Here is a 20,993-nt window from a genome sequence, read left to right as displayed (position 1 = left end):
CCATGCCCAGACGCATCACCGGCCCCCTCGTCTTCTTCGCGCTGGTCGCGGCGGCGCTGCTCGCGGCAGCGCTCGTCGCGACGACCGCCGGCAGCGCCTGGGCCGCCGGCGGCACCGACCCGGCCCGGTTCCGCCTCACCCCCGCGCTGCTGGAGCGCATGGAGGCGGCGACGGCCGAGGTCCGGAAACTGCCGCAGGCCCCTGCGAAGGCCGACGCCGACGATGGCGACGACGAAGATGAAAGCGAGGCCGAATCGGTCGACGACATCGCCCGCAAGCTCGACGCCGACCCGCGCGTGCGCGCCGCGCTGGCGCGCCACGGCCTGAGCAGCCGCGAGTACGCCACCGCCGTGCTGGCCGCGCTGCACGCCGGCATGGCGCTGGCCACCGAGAAGGCCGCCGCGCCCGGGACGGCGCGGAACTTCACGCCCGAACAGCGCGCGAACGTGGAGGTGATGCGCGAGCACCAGAGCCGGAAGAAGCGCCGATGAAAAACCTGCCCGCGCTCGGCCTCGCCCTCACCCTGCTGCTGGCGGCCTGCGGTGGCGGCGGCGCCGAGCCGCAGCCCGCGATCGACCACGTCGTCGCGGGCCGCTTCGTGCTGCGCGTTCAAGCCACCGCCACCGGCTATGCGGCGCTGGAGGAACGGCCCGCCCCGTACCGCGACGGCCTGCCGAGCGCCGCCGTCGACCGGCGCCTGCGCGTCGGCACGCCGGGCGGCGACCACCTCTACGCGCCGCCCGAGGGCTGGTCGCTGATCGACATCGCGGCGCACCCTTCCGGCGAACTCTCGGCCGTGCTGGCCACGCACCGCGAGCTGCGCCTGCTGCGGCTGGACGCGCAGGCGCGCGTGCTCACGAACACCGCGCTGACCGACCCGGCGGCGCCGCTCGACCCCTACTACGACGACGGCGGCATCAAGGACGACGACTCGCTGCTGCCGCTGCACACGCGCGATGCGGTGCGCCTGGCCGCGCTGGGCGAAGACCTGGCCGTGGCCCTGCGCACCGGCCGCCACGCCGTGGTGGCCTACCGCCACGCACATTCCGCGCAAGGCTACGCGCCGCGCTGGCGCCGCCTGTTGGAGCCCGGCACGACGGTGATGGCGCGCTACCTGAGCAGCGGCAGCCACGACACCTACGGCCAGCTCGTCAACCACTTCCAGGTGCTGCTGGCCGCCAACGCGCAGGGCGAGATCGCCGTGGCCGTGCCCGCCGCGCCGCACAACGGCGCCTTCGCGGCGCATGCGGCGCACTTCCCCGCCCAGGCGCCCGCGGTGCTGCCCGACCACGGCGCCATCCTCACACGGCTGGACGGCGCGGGCCAACGCCTGGGCGCCACCTTGTTCGACAGCGGCGGCCCGACGCAGGTGTACGCGCTGCGCGCCGTGCCCGAAGGCGGCTGGGCGCTCGCCGGCCGCCACAAGGTGGCGGGGCAGGACGGCGGCTGGAACGGCTTCGCCGCCTGGATCGACGGCGCCGGCCGCATGCAGCGCCACGCCGTGCTGCACGTGGACGCCGACGACGTGCTGTTCGACATCGCCCCGCTGCCCGACGGCCGCCATCTCGCCGCCGGGGCCACCGGCTACCAGCAGAACCCGGCGGGCGCCAGCATCTCCGACCAGGGCGCGCCTCTGCTCGCCGTGCTGGACGCCCAGGGCCGCATCGCCCGGCGCCTCACGCTGCCCGCCGCGCCGGGCCAGAACCCGGTGCGCAGCCTGCAGGCGCACAACGGCCGCTGGCTCGTGGCCGGCATGCGCGGCGGCCCCGGCACGCACACGGCCGACGCCGACCCCGCGCGGCTGCGCGCCGACGGCTACGTGCTGGAACTGGCGCTGCCCTGATCCAGGCGGCGCAGCAGGTCGCGCCGCTCCTGCAAGCCCAGCCGGTTGTAGAGCTGCCGCCGGTGGTAGACCACCGTGTTGGCGCTGATGCCCATGCGCGCGGCGATCTGCGATTCGGGCAGGCCGCGCGCCAGCCACCATGCCAGTTCGTGCTGGCGCTGCGGCAGGCCGAGCGCCTGCAAGGCCGACAGCAGGCGCACCCCTCGCGGCGCGCGCCGCGTGATGTGCACCGCCACGGCCTGCCGCTCGCCGCGCGCGGCCTCCATGCGCGTGGCGCGCAGCGAGAACCAGCCCTGCGCGTTGCACAGGCGCATCTGCGGCACGGGCAGCGGCTCGCCCGGCAGCGCGGGCGCATGCAGCCGCCGCAGCAGCGCCTGCAAGGGCGCGGGCAGCGCGCCCGCGGCGCCGCGCCAGCGCCAGCCGAAGGCCTGCCGCAGCAAGGCTTCGGCCTCGGGCGAGATCCACTGCGGCCGGCCCCCGGCGGTGGCGACGAGCAGGCCGCTGCCCAGCCGCTCGCTGTCGTCGCCGTCGTCGTGCGCGTCCGCATCGCCCGGCTGCAGCACGTGCGCCAGCGTGGCCTGCAGCGGCGCCAGCACGTCCAGCTCCTCGCGCGTGAACGGCGCCGAGCCCGCGTGGCGGTACAGGACCAGCGTGCCCACGCGCCGGCCGTCGGCGCGCAGCACCAGCGTGGCCCAGTCGGTCACGCCCGAGGGGCGCAGCATCACGTCGTAGAACTCGCTGCGCAGCAGCTCGGCGTAGGGCACCTTCAGCAACTGCGCCAGCATCAGCGGCCCCGCGCCCAGATGCACCGTGTGCCCCAGGTGGTGCAGGCTGCAGCGCAGCACCGCGTTCTCGCTGCGCAGGATGCGCGGGTCGAAGTACGCCGCCTCCCGCGCCTGGATGGCGGGGTCTTCCAGGTAGGTCTGCAACACCCCGTCGCTGCCCGGATGCACGTAGCCGCCCGCATCGAAGCCGACCAGCCGGTGCAGCGCCTGCATCACCGGCTCGACCAGCGGCGGCCCGCGCAGGTCCAGCCCGGCCATCTGCTGCAGACGGGCCAGGGCCTGGCGGGCGCAGCGCGGCGAGGGCAGGCGGGCCGCCGGCGTCGTCACGTCACTGCACCGAGATGCTCGCCGCCGTGGCGCTGGCATCGAACAGCAACTGGCTCGGCCACGCCGGCCACGCGACGCCCAGCGCCGCGTTGTTCGGGTCGCCGCTGCGCGCGAAGGCGGCCACGCTTTGCATCATCGCGTTCGACAGCGCCAGCCGCCCGGGCCGGTTGGCCGTGCTGTTGGCCACGTTCGCGAACAGCGACGGCCCGAAGGTGCCGAACACGAACGGCAGGTCGAAGGCGTGCGCGGCGCCGTAGATGTCGTTCCAGGGCGCGGGCTCCTCGTCCCAGTCGAAGCGGTAGTACCAGACCTTGTCCTGCTGCGACTTCAGCGCCGTCATCACGTTGTCGCGGCTCGTGCCGAAGAAGATCGCGTTCAGCAGGTCGGTCTTGGCGTTGAAGCCCGTCACCGGCGTCGTCACCGGCAGGTATTGCGCGGGGATCCACTGCTCGATCGTGACGGCCGGCGGCGCGTCGGGGTTGTAGCCGAGCTGCGTGGCGAACAGCGTCGCGTCGCTGACCAGCCGGCCGCTGACGCCGCCCAGCGCCGGCGCCAGCGCGAGGAAGGTCGGGAACAGCTTGGCCTCGTCGCGCGTGTTGCCCGCCAGCACCGGCACCTTGAGGTAGTTGCCGGCGTTGATCGCGGCGATCGGATCCTCCGGCAGCACCGCGCCGTCGGGAATCGGCCCCGAGCCGGCCAGCCCCAGCGGCGCCAGCTTGGTCAGCAGCGTCAGCAGCAGCGTGGCCGGATCCTTGGCGCGCAGGTAGGCGGCGATCTGCGCCGGCGTCTGCGTCGCGGCGTAGGCCTGCGCCGTGGCGTCGTCGGTCGCGAGGCGGTCGGCGATCAGCAGCGCGTTGAGCAGCGCGTTGCCCTGCGCCAGCGCGGTGGAGGCCGGGTTCAGCGTCGGGATGCTGCCGGGCGGCACGTTGCTGGCCAGCGAGATGCCGCCGCTCATCGGCACCGCCTTGTGCATCAGCTTCGGGTTGGCGCCGGCCACCAGCGGCGAGGTCAGCAGCGCGTAGACGTTGATCGCCCCGGCCGACTGGCCCATCACCGTGACGTTGTCCGGGTTGCCGCCGAAGGCCGCGATGTTGCCGTTGATGAACTGCAGCGCCTTGATGTTGTCCAGCGTCGCGAAGTTGCCCGAGTCCTCGGCCGCGCTCGCGCCTTCCTTGAGCTGCGGCAGGTTCAGCCAGCCGAAGATGCCGAGCCGGTAGTTCACGGTGACCACCACCGCGTCGGCCGCCTTGGCCAGCGCCGCGCCGTCGTAGACGGGATCGGCGGTGTAGCCCGAGACGTTGCTGCCGCCGTGGATGAACACGATCACCGGCAGGCCGGCGGCGTTGCTGGCGGGGCGCCAGATGTTCAGGTACAGGCAGTCTTCGCTGCCCACCGCCTGGTTCAGCGTGGTGCCGATGGTGGCGTCGTAGGTGTTGTTGGCGCCGGGGCCGTAGATGCGGCCGTACTGCACGCAGGCGTTGGCGAACTTGCTCGCGTCGCGCGTGCCGCTCCAGGCCTCGGGATCGGCCGGCGCCTTCCAGCGCAGCGCGCCCACCGGCGGCTTGGCGAACGGAATGCCCTTCCACGCCCAGGTGCCCGACTGCGCAGAATCGTCGGTGCCGCGCACCGCGCCGTAGCGCGTCTGGCGCAACGTGGGCTGGCTGTCGTCGTCGTCGCTGCTGCTGCCGCAGCCGCTCAGCGCGGCGGTCAGCGCCCCGAGCGACAGGACCGATAGAACCGCGCCGAGGCGCCGCTTGCCGTGCCATGCCATGGTGTGTCTCCTTGCTTGTTTGCGGGGCAAGGAGAGTATGCGTTGCCGGGGCCGGCCTGCGTCAAGAAGAATCCGCCCGCGGGCCCGGGCGCAGCGGCGCCGACACCACGCTCAGCCATAGCGCTTCTCCAGCGCATCCCACTCCGGCTTGCCGACCAGGCGCTGCCGCTCGGCGAAGGGCGTCACCAGGCCGCTGGACTCCTGCACTTCCCGGGTGTCGCGCAGCACGGTCAGCGCCTTCTGCATGCCGGCCACCGCGCCTTGCAGCGCGGCGTTGGCGTACAGCACGATGCCGTAGCCCAGCCCGGCCAGTTCGGCGGCGTTGAAGATCGGCGTGCGCCCGCCGATCACCATGTTCATCAACTGCGGCTTGGCAAGGCGCCGCGGCAGCGCGCGCACTTCCTCGGCCTTGGTGACCGCTTCGACGAACAGGATGTCGGCGCCGGCCTCGGCGAACTGCTGCGCGCGCTCCACGGCGGCGTCGAAGCCCTGCGTGGCGGCGGCGTCGGTGCGCGCCATGATCAGGAAGTCGGGGTCGCGCCGCGCGTCCACCGCCGCCTTGATCTTGCTCACCGCCTCTTCGGTGGAAATGACTTCCTTGCCCGAGAAGTGCCCGCAGCGCTTGGGCGCCACCTGGTCTTCGAGCTGGATGCAGTCGGCGCCTGCACGCTCCAGCGTGCGCACCGTGTGCACCACGTTCAGCGCATTGCCGAAGCCGGTGTCGGCGTCGACGATCAGCGGCACGGTCACCGCGTCGCGGATGCGCGCGGTGTGGTCGGCGATCTCGGCCAGGCCCATAAAACCCTGGTCCGGCATGCCGAACCACATGTTGGTGACGCCGGCGCCGGTGATGTAGATGGCCTCGAAGCCCAGATCTGCGATGACCTTGGCCGACAGCGCGTTGAACGCCCCGGGCACGATGACGCCGCGGCGCGCTTCGGCCAGGGCCTTGAGTCGTTTGCGTGTGGACATGGTCGTGGGTTCGGTGTTCAGAAACTGTCGCCGGGCACGCGCACCCAGCCTTCCATCAGGATGCGGGCGCTGCGGCTCATCTGGGCCTTGGCGACGGTCCAGCGGCCGTCGACCAACCGCGCCTCGGCGCCGACGCGCAGCGTGCCGGAGGGGTGGCCAAAAACAATCGATTTCGGCACCGCGGCACGCTCGCCGCCGCCGGCGGCCAGGTTGACCAGCGTGCCCGGCACCGCCGCGGCGGTGGCGATGGCCACCGAGGCCGTGCCCATCATCGCGTGGTGCAACTTGCCCATCGACAGCGCGCGCACCAGCAGGTCCACGTCACCGGCGGCGATGGTCTTGCCGCTGGCGGCCACGTGATCGCGCGGCGGCGCGACGAAGGCAACCTTCGGCGTGTGCTGGCGCGTCGCCGCCTCTTCGGGGGTCTTGATCAGGCCCATGCGCAGCGCGCCGGCCACGCGGATGGCTTCGAACCGGGCCAGCGCCTGGGCATCGCCGTTGATCGCCTCGCGCAGCTCGGTGCCGGTGCGGCCGATGTCGGCCGCATTGACGAAGACGGTGGGAATGCCGGCGTTGATCAGCGTGGCCTTCAGCGTGCCGATGCCGGGCACCTGCAGCTCGTCGACCAGCTTGCCGGTGGGGAACATCGCGCCGCCGTCGTCGTCGCCTTCCTCGGCAGGGGCTATGAATTCGAGCACGATCTCGGCGGCCGGGAAGGTCACGCCGTCGAGCTCGAAGTCGCCGGTTTCCTGCACCTGGCCGCCACTGACCGGCACATGGGCGATGATGGTCTTGCCGATGTTGGCCTGCCAGATGCGTACCGTGCAAGTTCCATCCTGCGGCACGCGCGCCGGGTCGATCAGCCCGGCGTGGATCGCAAACGCGCCGGCGGCGGTCGACAGGTTGCCGCAGTTGCCCGACCAGTCGACGAAATCCTTGTCGATAGCGACCTGGCCGTAGAGGTAGTCCACGTCGTGGCCGGGCCGGCTGCTGCGCGACAGGATCACGCACTTGCTGGTGCTGGAGGTGGCGCCGCCCATGCCGTCGATCTGCGCCGCGTACGGGTCGGGGCTGCCGATCACGCGCTGGAACAGTTGGTCGCGCGCCGGCCCGGGCTGCCGGCAGCGCTCGGGCAGGTCTTGCAGGCGGAAGAACACGCCCTTGCTGGTGCCGCCGCGCATGTAGGTGGCGGGAATGCGCACCTGGGGAACTCGGGGAATGGATGCCATGGTGTCAGGCCGCCTTCTTCTGGTCGGCCAGGAAGTCCTGCGCGAAGCGCTGCAGCACGCCGCCGGCCTCGTAGATCGACACTTCTTCCGCCGTATCCAGCCGGCAGGTGACGGGCACGTCGACGCTTTCGCCGTTGCGGCGCTGCACGCGCAGCGTCAGCGTGGCGCGCGGGGTGCGCTCGCCGAGCACGTCGTAGGTCTCGGTGCCGTCGAGCTGCAGCGTCAGCCGGTTGCTGCCGGGCTGGAATTCCAGCGGCAGCACGCCCATGCCGATCAGGTTGGTGCGGTGGATGCGCTCGAAGCCTTCGGCCACCACCGCCTCCACGCCGGCCAGGCGCACGCCCTTGGCGGCCCAGTCGCGCGAGCTGCCCTGGCCGTAGTCGGCGCCGGCGACGATGATCAGCGGCTGGCGCCGGTTCAGGTAGGTCTCGATCGCCTCCCACATGCGCACCACGCGGCCCTCGGGCTCGATGCGCGCCAACGAGCCGGCGCGCACGCTGCCGTCGGTATTGCGCACCATCTCGTTCTTCAGCGTCGGGTTCGCGAAGGTGGCGCGCATCGCGGTCAGGTGGTCGCCGCGGTGCGTGGCGTAGGAATTGAAGTCCTCTTCCGGCAGGCCCATCTTCGCCAGGTACTCGCCGGCCGCGCTGTCGGGCAGGATGGCGTTGGACGGCGACAGGTGGTCGGTCGTGATGTTGTCCGGCAGGATCGCCAGCGGGCGCAGCCCGGCCAGCGTGCGCGGGCTGGCGGCCAGCGCGCCCACGCCTTCGCGGTCCCAGTACGGCGGGCGGCGGATGTAGGTGGACTGCGGCCGCCAGTCGTACTGCGGGCTCACCGCGCCGCCATCGACCGGCCGCAGCGCGAACATAGTCTCGTACACCTGCCGGAACATCGCCGGCTTGACGGCAGCGCGCACCAGCGCGTCGATCTCGTCATCGCCGGGCCACAGGTCGGCCAGGCGGATCTCGCGGCCATCCACCACCGCGAGCACGTCGCGCTCGATGTCGAAGCGCACGGTGCCGGCGAGCGCGTAGGCAACGACCAGCGGCGGGCTGGCCAGGAAGGCCTGCTTCGCATACGGGTGGATGCGGCCGTCGAAGTTGCGGTTGCCCGACAGCACCGCGGTGGCGTACAGGTCGCGCTCGACGATCTCCTGCTGGATCTTGGGGTCCAGCGCGCCGCTCATGCCGTTGCAGGTGGTGCAGGCGAAGGCGACGATGCCGAAGCCGAGCTTCTCCAGGTCGGGCAGCAGGCCGGCTTCTTTCAGGTACAGCTCCACCGCCTTGGAGCCCGGGGCCAGCGAGGTCTTGACCCAGGGCTTGCGCGCGAGGCCCAGGCGGTTGGCGTTGCGCGCCAGCAGGCCGGCGGCGATGACGTTGCGCGGGTTGCTGGTGTTGGTGCAACTCGTGATGGCGGCGATGATCACCGCGCCGTCGGGCATCAGCCCCTGCGCCTCCTGCGCGCGCGCCTGCTCCAGGTTGCCGGCGATGCCGCGCTCGGCCAGCGCGCTGGTCGGCAGCCGGCGGTGCGGGTTCGACGGGCCGGCCATGTTGCGCACCACGGTCGAGAGGTCGAAGCTCAGCACACGCTCGTACTGGGCGCCGGCCAGCGTATCGGCCCAGAACCCTGCCGTCTTCGCATAGGTCTCGACCAGCTTGACCTGGGCCTCGTCGCGCCCGGTCAGGCGCAGGTAGTCCAGCGTCTGCGCGTCGATGTAGAACAGCGCCGCGGTCGCGCCGTACTCGGGGCACATGTTGGAGATGGTCGCGCGGTCGCCGATGGTCAGGCCCTTCGTGCCCTCGCCGAAGAACTCCAGGTAGGCGCCGACCACCTTTTCCTTGCGCAGGAACTCGGTCAGCGCCAGCACGATGTCGGTGGCGGTGATGCCGCTTTGGCGCCGGCCCGTCAGCTCGACGCCGACGATGTCGGGCAGCCGCATCCACGAGGCACGGCCCAGCATCACGTTCTCGGCCTCCAGCCCGCCGACGCCAACGGCGATGACACCCAGCGCATCGACGTGCGGCGTGTGGCTGTCGGTGCCGACGCAGGTGTCGGGGAAGGCCACCTGTCCACGTTCATCGTCCTGCACGTACACCACCGGCGACATCTTCTCCAGGTTGATCTGGTGCATGATGCCGTTGCCGGGCGGGATCACGTCCACGTTCCTGAAGGCCTGTTTCGTCCACTCGATGAAATGGAAGCGGTCCTCGTTCCGCCTGTCCTCGATGGCGCGGTTCTTCGCGAAGGCGCCGGGGTCGAAGCCGCCGCACTCCACCGCCAGCGAATGGTCGACGATCAACTGCACCGGCACCACCGGGTTCACCGCGGCCGGATCGCCGCCCTGCGACGCGATCGCGTCGCGCAGGCCGGCCAGGTCCACGAGCGCGGTCTGGCCCAGGATGTCGTGGCAGACCACGCGCACCGGGTACCACGGGAAGTCGCGGTCGCGCCGGCGCTCGATGATCTGGCGCAGGCAGTCGTCCAGGATCGCCGGGTCGGCGCGCCGCACCAGGTTCTCGGCATGCACGCGCGCGGTGTAGGGCAGAGCGTTCCAGGCGCCCGGTTTCAGGGCCTCGACCGCGGCACGCGCGTCGATGTAGTCCAGCGAGGTGCCGGGCAGGGGTTTGCGGAAAGGCTGGCTCGTCGGTTTCATCACGCGCGCTCTGCGATGGGGAAGAACTTCTGGTCTTCGGGCCCGGTGTAGTTGGCGCTGGGACGGATGATCTTGTTGTCGATGCGCTGCTCGATCACGTGCGCCGCCCAGCCGCTGGTGCGGGCGATGACGAACAGCGGCGTGAACATCGCCGTCGGCACGCCCATCATGTGGTAGCTGACGGCGCTGAACCAGTCGAGGTTCGGGAACATCTTCTTCACGTCCCACATCACCGACTCCAGCCGCTCGGCGATGTCGTACATCTTCATCGAGCCGGCCGTCTCCGACAGGCGCCGGGCCACGCCCTTGATGACCACGTTGCGCGGGTCGCTGACCGTGTAGACCGGGTGGCCGAAGCCGATGACGACCTCCTTGGCCTCGACGCGGCGGCGGATGTCGGCCTCGGCCTCGTCGGGATGGTCGTAGCGCTTCTGGATCTCGAAGGCCACCTCGTTGGCGCCGCCGTGCTTGGGGCCGCGCAGCGCGCCGATCGCCCCGGCGATGGCCGAATACATGTCGCTGCCGGTGCCGGCGATCACGCGCGCCGTGAAGGTGCTGGCGTTGAACTCGTGCTCGGCGTACAGGTTCAGCGAGGTGTGCATCGCGCGCACCCACTCGGCGGACGGCCTCTCGCCGTGCAGCAGGTGCAGGAAGTGGCCGCCGATGGAGTCGTCGTCGGTCTCGACCTCGATGCGCTTGCCCTGCGTGCTCCAGTGGTACCAGTACAGCAGCATCGAACCCAGCGAGGCCATCAGGCGGTCGGCGATGTCGCGCGCGCCGGGCGGGTTGTGGTCGTCCTTCTCGGGCAGCGCGCAGCCCAGCGCCGAGACACCGGTGCGCATCACGTCCATCGGGTGCGCGGCGGCGGGCACGGTCTCCAGCGCGCTCTTCACCGCGGCGGGCAGGCCGCGCATCGCCTTGAGCCTGGCCTTGTAGGCCTTCAGCTCGGCGCGCGTGGGCAGCTTGCCGTGCACCAGCAGGTGGGCGATCTCCTCGAACTCGCAGACCTCGGCGATGTCCAGGATGTCGTAGCCGCGGTAGTGCAGGTCGTTGCCGGTGCGGCCCACGGTGCACAGCGCGGTGTTGCCGGCCGTCACGCCGGACAGGGCCACGGACTTTTTCGGCTTGGGGCCGGTGCTGGGGGTCTCGCTCATGGAAGTCTCCGGTTCGGTGGGGTCTGAAGAGGGGTCGGGCGGCCCCGGGCGTCGACGGCGACCATCTCGAAATCGCCGCGCAGCACCGCGTCGGCGGCCGGGCCCTGCTCGGAGTCGAGGTAGCCGACGACGCGCGCCGTCAGCGAGCTGCGCCCGGTGCGCGCGATGCGGGCGCTGAGCTTCAGCACCGCCCCGACGGGCACCGGTTGCAGGAACTCGATGCGGTTGGCGGCCGCCATCACGATGGCCTGGCGCGCGTAGCGCGTGGCGACGAGAAACGCCGCCTTGCCCAGCAGCGCCAGCGCGTTGGGGCCGAACAGCGTGCCGTAGTGGTTGGCCTGTTCGGGAAGCACCAGCTCGGTCAGCGTCAGCTCGTCGCAGCGGGGCGGTTCGGTGGTGCGCAGCATGTTCGCAATCTTCGCGATGCGTTATGCTGGGCGCAACGCCTGAATTGGCGAAGGAAAGCGAAGCGGATTCTGCAAATCTGCGAAGTTTGCGAACAAGGGCGGCCGGGATGCGCAAGACGTTCATGGGGGTGCGGCTGCGCACGCTGCGCGAGCAGCGCGGCCTGACGCAGGCGGCGCTCGCGCAGTTGCTGGCGCTGTCGCCCAGCTACGTCAACCAGCTCGAGAACAACCAGCGCCCGCTGTCGGTGCCGGTGCTGCTGCGGCTGCAGGCGGCGCTGGGCGTGGACCTGCAATGGTTCTCCGAGGACGAGGAGGCGCGCCTGGTCGCGCAGTTGCAGGACGCCGCCGTCGACACCGGCCCGGGCGCCGCGATCGCCGCCGCCGAGCTGCGCTCGCTGGCGCAGCAGATGCCGGCGGTGGCGCGGCGCATGATCGAGCTGCACCGCCAGGCGCGCGAGGCGCGCGAGCGGCTCGAAGCGCTGGCCGACGAGGCCGGCGACCGCGCCGCGCTCAGCGGCGTCGCGCCGAGCCAGCCGCACGAGGAGGTGCGCGACTTCTTCTACGCCAACCACAACCACATCGCCGAGCTCGACGCGCTCGCCGAGTCGCTGCACGCGCAGTTGCGCCCGGCTTCGCTGCTGGCCGGCGAGCTGGCGCAGCCGCTGCAACGCCTGCTCAAGCAACGCCACGGTATCGCGGTGCAGACCGCCGAGAGCGACGCGGACGGCGCGCTGCGCCGCTTCGACGACGCGCGCCGCGTGCTGCGCCTGCACCCCGGGCTGACGCCCGGCCAGCGCAGCTTCCAGCTCGGCGTGCAGCTCGCGTTCCTGGAGGCCGGCGAGCTGATCGCGCAGCGCGTGGCCGGCGCGGCGCTGCGCGGCGCCGAGTCGCGCGCGCTGGCGCGCATCGGCCTGGCGAGCTACTTCGCCGGCGCGCTGGTGCTGCCCTACGGCGCCTTCCTGGCCGCGGCGCAGGCGCTGCGCTACGACATCGAGCTGCTGGCGCGTCGCTTCGGCGTGAGCTTCGAGACCGTCTGCCACCGCCTGTCGACGCTGCAGCGGCCCGAGGCGCCGGGCGTGCCCTTCTTCTTCATCCGCGTCGACCGCGCGGGCAACATCTCCAAGCGCCAGTCGGCCACCGACTTCCACTTCTCGCGCAGCGGCGGCACCTGCCCGCTGTGGAACGTGTACGAAGCCTTCGCGCAGCCCGACCGCGTGCTGACGCAGCTCGCGCAGATGCCCGACGGCCGCACCTACCTGTGGATCGCGCGCAGCGTGCGCAGCCCGGGCGGCGGCTTCGGCGCGCCCGAGCGCGCCTTCGCCGTCGCGCTCGGCTGCGACCGCCGCCACGCCGACCGGCTGGTCTACTCGCGCGGGCTGGCGCTGGACGCCGCCGCCGCCACGCCGATCGGCCCGGGCTGCAAGGTCTGCGACCGCCCGGCCTGCGCGCAGCGCGCCTTCCCGGCGCTGGGGCGGGCGCTGCGCATCCGCGAGGACGAGCGGCTGCCCGAGCCCTACGCGAGCGAGCCTCAGCCGCCCTGCTGAGCCGGCGGCGGCACGCTCCAGCGCTTGGTGGTCTCGCCTCGGGCGTTGACGCTGTCCAGGTGCACGCCGAAGCCCCACAGCCGCGCCACGTGCTTGAGCACTTCCTGCGCGGTGTCGTGCAGCGGGCGGTCGTCGTGCTGGGTGTGGCGCAGCGTCAGCGAGCGGTCGCCGCGCAGGTTGACGCTCCACACCTGGATGTTGGGCTCGCGCTGGCCCAGGTCGTACTGGCGCGACAGCGCCTCGCGCACCGCGCGGTAGCCGCTCTCGTCGTGGATCGCCGCCACCTCCAGCTCGCTGTCGCGCTCGTCGTCGACGATGGAGAACAGCCGGAAGTCGCGCATCAGCTTGGGGCTGAGGTACTGGCCGACGAAGCTCTCGTCCTTGAAGTTGCGCATCGCGTGGTCGAGCGTCTCGAGCCAGTCGCTGCCGGCGATGGCGGGGAACCAGGCGCGGTCCTCGTCGGTCGGGTTCTCGCAGATGCGCTTGATGTCGGTGTACATCGCGAAGCCGAGCGCGTAGGGGTTGATGCCGCTGTAGTGCGGGTGGCCCACCGGCGGCTGGTACACCACGTTGGTGTGCGACTTCAGCCACTCGATCATCATGCCCTCGGACATGCGGCCGTCGTCGTACAGCGTGTTGAGCAGCTTGTGGTGCCAGAAGGTCGCCCAGCCCTCGTTCATCACCTGCGTCTGGCGCTGCGGGTAGAAGTACTGCGCCACCTTGCGCACGATGCGCACCACCTCGCGCTGCCAGGGTTCGAGCAGCGGCGCGTTCTTCTCGATGAAGTACAGCAGGTTCTCCTGCGGCTCCTCGGGGAAGCGGCGCGGCTCCTTCTCGTCGGCGGCCTTCTCGGCCTTCTTCGGCAGCGTGCGCCACAGGTCGTTGACCTGCTGCTGCGCGTAGGCCTCGCGGTCCTTGCTGCGCGCCAGCTCCTGCGTCAGGCTGAGCTTGCTCGGGCGGCGGTAGCGGTCGACGCCGTGGCTCATCAGCGCGTGGCAGCTGTCGAGCAGCTCCTCGACCGCGGCGACGCCGTGGCGCTCCTCGCAGTCGGCGACGTAGTTCTTCGCGTAGACGAGGTAGTCGATGATCGACGCCGCATCGGTCCACATGCGGAACAGGTAGTTGCCCTTGAAGAAGCTGTTGTGGCCGTAGGCGGCGTGCGCGATCACCAGCGCCTGCATCGCCATCGTGTTCTCCTCCATCAGGTAGCTGATGCAGGGGTTGGAGTTGATGACGATCTCGTAGGCCAGCCCCATGTGGCCGCGCTTGTAGTTCTTCTCGGTGGCGATGAACTCCTTGCCGTAGCTCCAGTGGCGGTAGTTCACCGGCATGCCCACCGAGGCATAGGCGTCCATCATCTGCTCGGCGGTGATGATCTCGAGCTGGTTCGGGTAGGTGTCGAGGCCGAAGCGCTCGGCGGTCTCGCGGATCACCGCGTGGTACTGCTCGATCAGCTCGAACGACCAGTCGCTCGGCGCCTCCAGCGGCCGCGCGGCGCGCGGCGGCGTCACGATGTCGGCGGCGCGCCGCACGCGGCCCTTCAGCGCGCCGGCGAGCTCGGGCTCGAACAGGTCGGCGGTGCCGTCGGGCACGAAGTTGGCCTTGCGCGTCATGCGGGGTGCCCTTCCTTCTTGAACAGGTCGCGGAACACCGGGTAGATCTGGCTGGCCTCGGTCGCCTTGCGCACCGCGAAGACCTTGCTCTCGGCGGCCAGCGCGGCGTATTCGTCCCACAGGTTCTGCTCTTCCTCGGCCACCTGCACGTAGGCGAAGTAGCGGCACAGCGGCAGGATGCGGTCGTTCAGCAGATCGCGGCAGCGGCCGCTGTCGTGGTGCCAGTTGTCGCCGTCGCTGGCCTGCGCGCCGTAGATGTTCCACTCGCTGGTCGGGTAGCGCGCGCGCGCGATCTCGTCCATCAGCACCAGCGCGCTGGAGACCACCGTGCCGCCGGTCTCGGTGGCGTGGAAGAACTCGTGCTCGTCGACCTCCTGCGCCTGCGTGTGGTGGCGGATGAAGACGATGTCGATCTTCTCGTAGTGGCGCGTCAGGAACAGGTACAGCAGGATGAAGAAGCGCTTGGCCAGGTCCTTGCGCGCCTCGTCCATCGAGCCGGAGACGTCCATCAGGCAGAACATCACCGCCTTGGAGGTGGGCACCGGCACGCGCACGCGGCTGCGGAAGCGCAGGTCGATCGGGTCGAGGTAGGGAATGCGGTCGAGCCGCGCCCGCAGGGCCTCGATCTGCCGCTCGACTTCCTCGATCTCGCGCGCCGGCGCCTCGCCCTGGCGCTTCATCTCGGCCAGGCGCTCTTCCAGCGCGCGCAGCTCGCGGCGCGACTCGGTGCCCAGCGCGATGCGCCGGCCCAGCGCGCCGCGCATCGAGCGCACCACGTGCAGGTTGTTGGGCGTGCCGTCGCTGGAGAAGCCGGCGCGGTGCGTCTTGTACTCGGGCGTTTCGGCCAGCGTGGTGCGCGCGAGGTTGGGCAGCGCGAGGTCGTCGAAGAAGACCTGCATGAACTCTTCCTTGCTGAGGTGGAAGACGAAGTCGTCCTCGCCCTCGCCGGAATCGCTGGCCTGCCCGCCGCCGCCCCCACCGCCACCGCCGCCCTCGGGCCGCTTGATGCGGTCGCCGCGCACGAAGTCCTTGTTGCCCGGGTGCACCATTTCGCGCCGGCCGCCCTGGCCGTGGCCGAACACCGGCTCGCTGATGTCGCGCTTGGGAATGCGGATGTCCTCGCCGTTCTCGATGTCGCGGATGCCGCGGCCGTCGACCGCGCGCTTGACCGCCTCACGGATCTGCTCCTTGTGGCGGCGCAGGAAGCGCTCGCGGTTGCCGATGGACTTGTTCTTGCCCGCCAGCCGGCGATCGATGATGCTTTGCAGGGCCATCGGTGCCTCGGCTCGCGGCCTCAGGACGACTTCCTCACCCGCAGATACCACTCGCACAGCAGCCGCACCTGCTTGGCGGTGTAGCCCTTGGCGACCATGCGCGTCACGAAGTCCTCGTGCTTCTTGGCCTCGTCGGCGCTCGCCTTGGCGTTGAAGCTGATCACCGGCAGCAGCTCCTCGGTGTTCGAGAACATCTTCTTCTCGATCACCGTGCGCAGCTTCTCGTAGCTGGTCCACAGCGGGTTCTTGCCGGCGTTGTTGGCGCGCGCGCGCAGCACGAAGTTGACGATCTCGTTGCGGAAGTCCTTCGGGTTGGCGATGCCGGCCGGCTTCTCGATCTTCTCCAGCTCGGCGTTCAGGCTGGCGCGGTCGAACACCTCGCCGGTGTCGGTGTCGCGGTACTCGTGGTCCTGGATCCAGTAGTCGGCGTAGGTGACGTAGCGGTCGAAGATGTTCTGGCCGTACTCGCTGTAGCTCTCCAGGTAGGCGGTCTGGATCTCCTTGCCGATGAACTCGGCGTAGCGCGTGGCCAGGTGCTCCTTGATGAAGGCGAGGTACTTCTGCTCGGTCTCGGCCGGGAACTGCTCGCGCTCGATCTGCTGCTCGAGCACGTACATCAGGTGCACCGGGTTGGCGGCCACCTCGGTCGAGTCGAAGTTGAACACCTTGGAGATGATCTTGAAGGCGAAGCGCGTCGAGATGCCGCTCATGCCCTCGTCGACGCCGGCGTAGTCGCGGTACTCCTGGAAGCTCTTGGCGCGCGGGTCGGTGTCCTTCAGGTTCTCGCCGTCGTAGACCAGCATCTTGCTGAACAGCGACGAGTTCTCCGGCTCCTTCAGCCGCGTCAGCACCGCAAACTGGCTCATCATCTTCAGCGTGCCGGGCGCGCAGGTGGCGTTGGCCAGCGACGAGCCGCGCAGCAACTTCTCGTAGATCTTGATCTCTTCCGAGACGCGCAGGCAGTACGGCACCTTGACGATGTAGATGCGGTCGAGGAAGGCCTCGTTGTTCTTGTTGTTGCGGAACGCCTTCCACTCGCTCTCGTTGCTGTGCGCGAGCACCACGCCGTCGAACGGGATCGCGCCGAAGCCCTCGGTGCCCTTGAAGTTGCCTTCCTGCGTGGCGGTCAGCAGCGGGTGCAGCACCTTGATCGGCGCCTTGAACATCTCGACGAATTCGAGCAGGCCCTGGTTGGCCAGGCACAGCCCGCCGGAGAAGCTGTAGGCGTCGGGGTCGTCCTGCGCGAAGGTCTCGAGCTTGCGGATGTCGACCTTGCCGACGAGCGAGCTGATGTCCTGGTTGTTCTCGTCGCCCGGCTCGGTCTTGGCGATGCCGATCTGCTTGAGCACCGACGGGTAGCGCTTGACGACCTTGAACTTGCGGATGTCGCCGCCGTACTCGTCCAGGCGCTTCACCGCCCAGGGCGACAGGATGCGGTTCAGGTAGCGGCGCGGGATGCCGTATTCCTTCTCCAGGATCGGCCCGTCCTCCACGGCGTCGAACAGCCCGAGCGGCGACTCGTTCACCGGCGAGCCCTTGATCGCGTAGAAGGGCACCTCCTGCATCAGTTGCTTCAGGCGCTCGGCGATCGAGCTCTTGCCGCCGCCCACGGGCCCGAGCAGGTAGAGGATCTGCTTCTTCTCCTCCAGGCCCTGCGCGGCGTGGCGGAAGTACGAGACCACCTGCTCGATCGAGTCCTCCATGCCGTAGAACTCGGCGAAGGCCGGATAGATCTTGATGATCTTGTTCGCGAAGATGCGCGACAGGCGCGGGTCGTTGCGCGTGTCGATGGTCTGGGGCTCGCCGATGGCCTTGAGCATGCGCTCGGCGGCCGTGGCGTAGGCCAGGGGGTTGCGCTTGCACTCGGCGAGGTAGTCCTCGAGCGAGAGCTCTTCTTCGCGGGTGCGCTCGTAACGCGCGGCGAAGCTGCTGATCACGTCCATGCCGATCTCCTGTTCATTCAGGACTGGGGAAGTTCTGATGAAGTCCTGGCGGGCTCCATCAGAGCTTTCCGGTATCGGTCTCGCGCGTCCAGCGATGTCGATTCAAGCTTGCGGCAAATCGTTCCTGCCGTAAAGCCGATTTAACCGTGCATTCGGGCGTAGTTCCTCATAAGGGTCTTGTCGCCGCGAATTCAGCAATTAACGTGCCTCGCGCACATTGGTTGATCGGCGCGGCACGCACGGGCACGCCGGCGCGTGCAAAGTTTCGCAAAGCGCGCGTCGCGCTACGCCTCAGCGCGCGGACAGGCCGAGCCTGTCGAGCAGGCCGTTCAACTCGTCGAGCGAGCCGAAGGCGATCGCCACCTCGCCCTGTTCGCCGCGCTTGGTGCGCTTCTTGATGCGGATCTCGACCCTGGCCGTGAGCGCATCGGACAGCTCTTCCTCGATGCGCGTCACGTCGCGCGGCTTTTCCTTGGCCACGCGCAGCAGCGGCTGCTGGCGCTGGTGCTGCAGTCTTGCGACGAGCTTCTCGGCCTCGCGCACGCTGAGCTTGCGCGCCGCCACGTCGTTCGCGGCAAGGATCTGCTGCGCGCCGTCGAGCGGCAGCAGCGCGCGCGCATGGCCCATGTCGAGGTCGCCGGCCATCAGCATCTGCTGCACCGGCTCGCTCAGGTTGAGCAGGCGCAGCAGGTTGCTCGCCGCGCTGCGCGAGCGGCCCACCGCCTGCGCGGCCTGCTCGTGCGTCAGGCCGAACTCGTCGGTCAGGCGCTTGAGGCCTTGCGCCTCTTCGAGCGGGTTGAGGTCTTCACGCTGGATGTTCTCGATCAGCGACATCGCCGCGGCGGCCTCGTCGGGCACGTCCTTCACCAGCACCGGCACTTCGTCGAGCCCGGCCAGCCGCGCCGCGCGCGTGCGCCGCTCGCCGGCGATGATCTCGTAGCGGCCGCCGGCGAGCGGGCGCACCAGCACCGGCTGCATCACGCCCTGCGCCTTGATGCTCTCGGCCAGCTCGTACAGCGAGCCCTCGTCCATGCGCGTGCGCGGCTGGTACTTGCCGGGCTGCAGCACGTCGAGCTTGAGCGCGGCAGGCGGCGCGTCGCCGGCCGGGCGCGGCGCGTCGGCGACCTTGGGGCCGAGCAGCGCTTCCAGCCCGAGCCCGAGGCCCTTGGGTTTCTTGGTGACCATGGGGCGCGATTGTCCGCGATCAGCCGGCGCGCCCGGCCACGCGGCCGAGCAGGGCCAGGCCCTCGGGCCAGTCGCCCAGGCCCGACTCGCCGTTGATGTGGCCGCGCGCGCCGATGTCGACCCGCTCGCTGCCCCAGTCGGCCGCCATGCGCTGCGCGCGCGCCGGCGCGCAGTAGGGGTCGTCGCTGCTGACCACCGCCAGGCTCGGGAAGGGCAAGGCGCGGCGCACGATGGGGCGCCAGTTGAACAGGTTCGGCGGCATGTCGTCGCGCTCGGTGTCCGGCGGCGCGACCAGCAGCGCCGCGGCGACACGATCGTGCAGCGCCGAATGCGCGGCCCAGCTCGCCACGAGCTGGCAGCCCAGGCTGTGCGCGACCAGCAGCGCGCGCTGCGGGGTCTGCAGCAGCACGTCGTCGAGCCGCGCCATCCAGTCGCCGCGGCGCGGCCATTCCCAGTCGGCCTGCTCGACGCGGCGATGGCCGTGCAGCGCTTCCCAGCGGCTTTGCCAATGCTCGGGGCCGGAGTTCAGCCAGCCCGGCAGCAGCAGCACCGCGAGGCCGTCGAGCTCAGGGTTTGCCTTATGCTTGTCGCTCATCGTTTGGAAGCCTCACATGAAGACCCGCGTGTTCGTCGATGGCCAGGAGGGCACCACCGGCCTGCGCATCCACGAGTATCTCGCCCAGCGCGACGACGTCGAGGTGCTGCGCATCCACGCCGACAAGCGCAAGGATCAGGCCGAGCGCGCGCGCCTGCTGAACGCCGCCGACGTGGCCTTCCTGTGCCTGCCCGACGCGGCGGCGAAGGAGGCGGCCGCGCTGGTGACCAACCCCAAGACCTGCCTGATCGACGCCAGCACCGCACACCGCACCGCGCCGGGCTGGGCCTTCGGCCTGCCCGAACTGGCCCCCGGGCAGCGCGCCGCGCTGCGTGAGAGCAAGCGCATCGCGAACCCGGGCTGCCACGCCTCGGCCTTCATCCTGCTGCTGCGCCCGCTGGTCGATGCCGGCCTGGTGCCGGCGGCGCTGCCGATCAGCGCGACCTCGATCACCGGCTATTCCGGCGGCGGCAAGAAGATGATCGAGCAGTACGAAGCGGGCGGCGATGCGCGCCTGAGTTCGCCGCGGCCTTATGCGCTGACGCTGGCGCACAAGCACATTCCGGAGATGACGACACATGCGCGGCTTGCGCAGGCACCGAACTTCATGCCCATCGTCGCCAGCTTCTACAAGGGTTTGACAGTGAGTGTGCCCTTGCATCTGTCGCAATTGCCGGCCGGAACGACCGGCGAGGCGCTGCACGCCGCCTACGTGAAACACTACGGCGGCGAGCGCTTCGTGCGCGTGATGCCGCTGTCCGACCCGGCCACGCTGGAAGCGGGCTTCTTCGACGTGCAGGCCTGCAACGACACCAACCGCGTCGACATCTTCGTGTTCGCCAACGACACCCAGGCGCTGCTGATGGCGCGCCTCGACAATCTCGGCAAGGGCGCCAGCGGCGCCGCCGTGCAGGCGATGAACCTGCACCTGGGCGTGGACGAGGGCCTGGGCCTCTGAGCGCTCAGGCCGCTACGGGGTCGCGCGCCCGGTAGTGGTAGGCGTAGGCGTCGGCGAAGCCGAGCCGGTGGTAGATGGCCCGCGCGGCGTGGTTGTCGCTGTCGACCTGCAAGTAGGCATGCTTCGCACCGTGTTGGTGCGCTTCGGTCAGCATCCGGGCGCACAAGCGGCTCGGCATAACCCCGGCCGCGCGCCGATTCGGCGGTGAAGATGTCGTACAGCCCGACCAGATCGGCCTCCTGCGCATACTGTCCGCAAGCGACCACTTCGCCGTCCAGCCGCATTTCATAAGCATGAAAGGGCACCGGCGACTGCGCCAGCCGCTGGCCGTGCGCGAGCCTCTGCGCCAGCGGCGAGCCGCGCAGCGCGCCGACCCGCTGGGCAAACGCCTCCAGCCCGACCGGCTGGATGACGAGGTTCGCCGGCAGGCTGGGCGGCACGATGTTGGCCACATCGTCCAGCACCATCACGCGGGTGTCGGCCAAGCGCTGCAGACCCATCGCTTCGAGCGTCGCGTCCAGCCCGGCGGGTTCGCTGAAGGGCGTGATGCGCATGATCAGCGGCAGCCCGGCCTGCGCATACACCGGCTCGCACAGCGCCAGCTTGTGCGCCGCCGGCATGCGCCCGGGCGCCACCGCGTTGATGCAGCGCGCGCGCTTGGCCTTGCCTGGCGAGAAGCGCAGCAGCCACCCGTCGACCCAGCGCTGCTGCGGCGGGGCGCTGGCGTTCAGGCCGGCGTC

Annotated in this window: 17 protein-coding genes; 4 read left to right on the top strand and 13 right to left on the bottom strand. The window is 70.4% G+C overall.

What is annotated here, in order from left to right; all coding sequences use genetic code 11:
* Positions 1 to 2 precede the first annotated feature (2 nt).
* Together QM792_RS02410 and QM792_RS02405 are read left to right on the top strand one after the other, a co-directional pair.
* A complete protein-coding gene (locus QM792_RS02410; RefSeq protein ID WP_415147582.1) occupies positions 3 to 491 on the top strand; it encodes a hypothetical protein in 489 nt (162 codons plus the stop codon).
* Positions 488 to 1,843 (top strand): hypothetical protein, encoded by a 1,356-nt coding sequence (locus tag QM792_RS02405; RefSeq protein WP_415147581.1) that lies wholly within the window; start codon positions 488 to 490, stop codon positions 1,841 to 1,843. Before QM792_RS02410 ends, QM792_RS02405 begins: the two co-directional genes overlap by 4 nt.
* Here the strand turns inward: QM792_RS02405 and QM792_RS02400 are convergent.
* From QM792_RS02400 to QM792_RS02370, 7 genes are all read right to left on the bottom strand, one after another.
* On the bottom strand, positions 1,816 to 2,955 hold the full coding sequence (locus QM792_RS02400; RefSeq protein WP_415147580.1) for a helix-turn-helix transcriptional regulator: 1,140 nt from the start codon (positions 2,953 to 2,955) through the stop codon (positions 1,816 to 1,818). The genes QM792_RS02405 and QM792_RS02400 overlap by 28 nt on opposite strands.
* Position 2,956: 1 nt before the next feature.
* A complete protein-coding gene (locus QM792_RS02395) occupies positions 2,957 to 4,726 on the bottom strand; it encodes a carboxylesterase/lipase family protein (RefSeq protein WP_415147579.1) in 1,770 nt (589 codons plus the stop codon).
* 111 nt (positions 4,727 to 4,837) lie between these two features.
* Positions 4,838 to 5,698, bottom strand: coding sequence for an isocitrate lyase/PEP mutase family protein (locus tag QM792_RS02390; RefSeq protein WP_415147578.1), 861 nt, complete (start codon positions 5,696 to 5,698; stop codon positions 4,838 to 4,840).
* A gap of 17 nt (positions 5,699 to 5,715) precedes the next feature.
* Positions 5,716 to 6,927 (bottom strand): 2-methylaconitate cis-trans isomerase PrpF, encoded by a 1,212-nt coding sequence (prpF, locus tag QM792_RS02385; RefSeq protein WP_415147577.1) that lies wholly within the window; start codon positions 6,925 to 6,927, stop codon positions 5,716 to 5,718.
* Positions 6,928 to 6,931: 4 nt separating this feature from the next.
* The gene (gene acnD / locus QM792_RS02380; RefSeq protein ID WP_415147576.1) at positions 6,932 to 9,580 is read right to left on the bottom strand and encodes a Fe/S-dependent 2-methylisocitrate dehydratase AcnD; all 2,649 of its coding nucleotides are present in this window, start codon (positions 9,578 to 9,580) and stop codon (positions 6,932 to 6,934) included.
* Positions 9,580 to 10,734, bottom strand: a complete 1,155-nt coding sequence (prpC, locus tag QM792_RS02375) for a 2-methylcitrate synthase (RefSeq protein ID WP_415147575.1) — start codon at positions 10,732 to 10,734, stop codon at positions 9,580 to 9,582. The genes acnD and prpC overlap by 1 nt, the downstream gene beginning before the upstream one ends.
* Entirely contained in the window at positions 10,731 to 11,141 is a 411-nt protein-coding gene (locus QM792_RS02370) for an acyl-CoA thioesterase (RefSeq protein ID WP_415147574.1), read from the bottom strand. The genes prpC and QM792_RS02370 overlap by 4 nt, the downstream gene beginning before the upstream one ends.
* A 107-nt stretch (positions 11,142 to 11,248) precedes the next feature.
* Here QM792_RS02370 and QM792_RS02365 point away from each other — a divergent pair, with 107 nt between their 5' ends.
* Positions 11,249 to 12,685, top strand: a complete 1,437-nt coding sequence (locus QM792_RS02365; protein ID WP_415147573.1) for a short-chain fatty acyl-CoA regulator family protein — start codon at positions 11,249 to 11,251, stop codon at positions 12,683 to 12,685.
* Here QM792_RS02365 and QM792_RS02360 read toward each other — a convergent pair.
* The 5 genes from QM792_RS02360 to QM792_RS02340 all read right to left on the bottom strand — a co-directional run bounded on the left by QM792_RS02360 (position 12,670) and on the right by QM792_RS02340 (position 19,295).
* A complete protein-coding gene (locus QM792_RS02360) occupies positions 12,670 to 14,298 on the bottom strand; it encodes a SpoVR family protein (protein ID WP_415147572.1) in 1,629 nt (542 codons plus the stop codon). The two genes, QM792_RS02365 and QM792_RS02360, sit on opposite strands and share 16 nt — an antisense overlap.
* Positions 14,295 to 15,572: a YeaH/YhbH family protein gene (locus QM792_RS02355; protein WP_415147571.1), complete on the bottom strand. Its 1,278-nt coding sequence runs from the start codon at positions 15,570 to 15,572 to the stop codon at positions 14,295 to 14,297. The genes QM792_RS02360 and QM792_RS02355 overlap by 4 nt, the downstream gene beginning before the upstream one ends.
* Positions 15,573 to 15,592: 20 nt before the next feature.
* Positions 15,593 to 17,515 (bottom strand): PrkA family serine protein kinase, encoded by a 1,923-nt coding sequence (locus QM792_RS02350; RefSeq protein WP_415147570.1) that lies wholly within the window; start codon positions 17,513 to 17,515, stop codon positions 15,593 to 15,595.
* A 291-nt stretch (positions 17,516 to 17,806) separates the two neighbouring features.
* Positions 17,807 to 18,700: a ParB/RepB/Spo0J family partition protein gene (locus QM792_RS02345; protein ID WP_415147569.1), complete on the bottom strand. Its 894-nt coding sequence runs from the start codon at positions 18,698 to 18,700 to the stop codon at positions 17,807 to 17,809.
* Positions 18,701 to 18,719: 19 nt separating this feature from the next.
* The gene (locus QM792_RS02340) at positions 18,720 to 19,295 is read right to left on the bottom strand and encodes an RBBP9/YdeN family alpha/beta hydrolase (protein ID WP_415147568.1); all 576 of its coding nucleotides are present in this window, start codon (positions 19,293 to 19,295) and stop codon (positions 18,720 to 18,722) included.
* Positions 19,296 to 19,311: 16 nt separating this feature from the next.
* Here QM792_RS02340 and argC point away from each other — a divergent pair, with 16 nt between their 5' ends.
* On the top strand, positions 19,312 to 20,253 hold the full coding sequence (argC, locus tag QM792_RS02335) for an N-acetyl-gamma-glutamyl-phosphate reductase (protein WP_415147567.1): 942 nt from the start codon (positions 19,312 to 19,314) through the stop codon (positions 20,251 to 20,253).
* Between the two features lie 4 nt (positions 20,254 to 20,257).
* On the opposite strand, the gene QM792_RS02330 is transcribed toward argC, so the two are convergent.
* Positions 20,258 to 20,431, bottom strand: coding sequence for a GNAT family N-acetyltransferase (locus tag QM792_RS02330; RefSeq protein ID WP_415147566.1), 174 nt, complete (start codon positions 20,429 to 20,431; stop codon positions 20,258 to 20,260).
* Positions 20,432 to 20,993: the final 562 nt, after the last annotated feature.

It is taken from the genome of Piscinibacter sp. (assembly GCF_047600445.1).
Classification (GTDB): domain Bacteria; phylum Pseudomonadota; class Gammaproteobacteria; order Burkholderiales; family Burkholderiaceae_C; genus Piscinibacter.
This window is presented reverse-complemented; position numbering and strand designations above follow the sequence as displayed.